Raw genomic sequence first — 2449 nt, forward strand, 5'->3', positions numbered from 1 at the left:
CCGTGCGCACCCCGCGCGAGCTCACCGCCGAGGGCTTCGGCGGGATCCTCGCGGTCGGCGCCGGCTCGGCGTCCCCGCCGCGGCTCGTCACCGTGTCGTACCGGCCCGCCACCGCGGGTCCCGACGCGCAGCACGTCGTCGTCGTCGGCAAGGGCATCACCTACGACACGGGTGGCCTGTCGATCAAGCCGCGCGAGGCGATGGTCCCGATGAAGACCGACATGACGGGCGCCGCGGTCGCCCTCGCCACCGTGCTCGGCGCCGCCGATTCCGGCGTCGCCCACCGTGTCACCGCGGTGCTGCCGCTCGCCGAGAACCACGTCGGCGCCGCGTCCTACCGGCCCGGTGACGTGCTCACGCTGTTCGGCGGCACGACCGTCGAGATCGCGAACACCGACGCCGAGGGGCGCCTCGTCCTCGCGGACGCGCTCGCCTGGGCGGACGCGCACCTCGACCCCGACGTGCTCGTCGACGTCGCCACGCTCACCGGCGCCGCGACGCTCGGCCTCGGCAAGCAGCACGCCGCGCTCTACGGCACCGACGACGCGCTCGTCGCCGCCCTGGCCTCGGCGGGGGAGACGTCGGGCGAGCTCGCGTGGCCCATGCCGCTGGTCGCCGAGTACGAGGAGGCGGTCGCGTCCGACGTCGCCGACCTGCGGCACGTGCCGTCCGACCGCCGGATCGGCGGCGGGTCGATCACGGCCGCGCTGTTCCTGCAGCACTTCGTCGGCGACCGGCGCTGGGCGCACCTCGACATCGCCGGGCCCGCCCGCGCGACCGCGGACAAGCACGAGGTCACCGAGGGTGCGACCGGCTACGGCGCACGCCTGCTGCTGGAGTTCCTCGCCGAGCTGCGCTGACGGTCACGCCCGCGTGACGGGGCTGACGGTCACGTCCGAGTGACGGGGCTACGGCGACGTCCGCGTGGCGGGGCTGACGGTCACGCCCGCGTCACGGGGTCGACGGTCCGCGTCCGCGTGACGGGCAGGCCGTCTCGTCGCGGACACCCGACCGGCGGTGCGACGCGCGGGCCGGTCCGCTCAGCGGCGGACCGCGACCAGGAGGCCGTCGCCCGTGGGCAGGAGCGCGGGCAGCAGCCGGTCGTCGGCGCGCACGACGCGGCCGACCTCGCGGATGGTCGTCGTGGTCTCGTCGCGCCGGGCCGGGTCGGCCACGCGGTCGTGCCACAGCGCGTTGTCGACGGCGAGCACGCCGCCGGGCCGGAGCAGACGCACGGCCTGCTCGACGTAGCCCGGGTAGGACTCCTTGTCGGCGTCGACGAACACGAGGTCGTAGCCGCCGTCGGTGAGGCGCGGCAGCACGTCGAGCGCCCGGCCCGAGATCGTGCGCGTGCGCGTGCCCCGCACCCCCTCCTCGGCGAAGGCCTCCTTGGCGGCCCGCTGGTGCTCGACCTCGAGGTCGATCGTCGTGAGGACGCCGTCCGCGGGCATGCCGCGCAGCAGGTACAGCGACCCGACACCCGCCCCCGTGCCGACCTCGACGACCGCGCGCGCCTGGGCCGCCGCCGCGAGCACCGACAGAGCGGCCCCCGACCCCGGGAGCACGGGCGTGCAGCCGAGCTGCGCCGCACGCTCGCGGGCGCGCAGGAGCACGTCGTCCTCGGGGAGGAACTCCTCGCAGTAGACCCAGCTCTGGGCCTTGTCGGTGGAGATGGCAGCCTCCCGGGGCGGTGCAGTGGGGCGTGGGATGCGGCCAGCCTATCGGTGCACCCGCGGCGCCCGAGGGAGGCGGGCGGGGCGGCCGCGGAACTTTCCGGGCCGTCGAGGCGTTCCACCAGGACGCACGTCACGATTCGAAGACCGCCGCGCGACCTGGGAGACTGGTGCCCCGTCCGCAGACCTCGAAGGAGCCCGACCCGATGACCACGCCCCCGGCCGCCTGGCAGCCGCCGACGTGGGAGCAGATCGTCCGGGACCACTCGGCGCGCGTCTACCGCCTCGCGTACCGCCTCACGGGCAACCGGCACGACGCGGAGGACCTCACGCAGGAGACCTTCGTGCGCGTGTTCCGGTCGCTCAACACCTACACGCCCGGCACGTTCGAGGGCTGGCTGCACCGCATCACGACGAACCTGTTCCTCGACCAGGCGCGGCGCAAGCAGCGCGTGCGCATGGACGCGATGGGCGACGACTCCGACCGCTACGCGTCCGTCGACAGCCTCGGCAGCCCGGAGCGCGCGTACGAGCACGGCAACCTCGACCACGACGTGCAGCGCGCGCTCGACGAGCTGCCGCCCGAGTACCGCGCCGCGGTCGTGCTGTGCGACATCGAGGGTCTGTCGTACGAAGAGATCGCGGTCACGCTCGGCATCAAGCTCGGCACCGTGCGCTCGCGCATCCACCGCGCCCGCGCGCGCCTGCGCGACTCGCTGGGCCACCGCGCGCCCGAGGTGCAGGGCACGCACGCCGCCGGGCGCGTCACCGCGTCG

General features: G+C 75.2%; 3 protein-coding genes. 2 read left to right on the plus strand and 1 reads right to left on the minus strand.

Annotated features, from left to right (window positions below):
• Positions 1-860: leucyl aminopeptidase family protein (locus tag HGA02_RS16245; RefSeq protein WP_210728691.1), on the plus strand; the 860-nt coding region annotated here is incomplete at its 5' end.
• Between the two features lie 180 nt (positions 861-1040).
• On the opposite strand, the gene HGA02_RS16250 is transcribed toward HGA02_RS16245, so the two are convergent.
• Positions 1041-1673 (minus strand): O-methyltransferase, encoded by a 633-nt coding sequence (locus tag HGA02_RS16250; protein WP_124344264.1) that lies wholly within the window; start codon positions 1671-1673, stop codon positions 1041-1043.
• 206 nt (positions 1674-1879) lie between these two features.
• Between HGA02_RS16250 and sigE the strand changes: the two genes are divergently transcribed.
• Positions 1880-2449 (plus strand): RNA polymerase sigma factor SigE (gene sigE, locus HGA02_RS16255; protein WP_168680135.1); only part of this gene is annotated, 570 nt, incomplete at its 3' end.

This window comes from Cellulomonas septica (genome assembly GCF_012396155.1).
GTDB lineage: Bacteria > Actinomycetota > Actinomycetes > Actinomycetales > Cellulomonadaceae > Cellulomonas > Cellulomonas septica.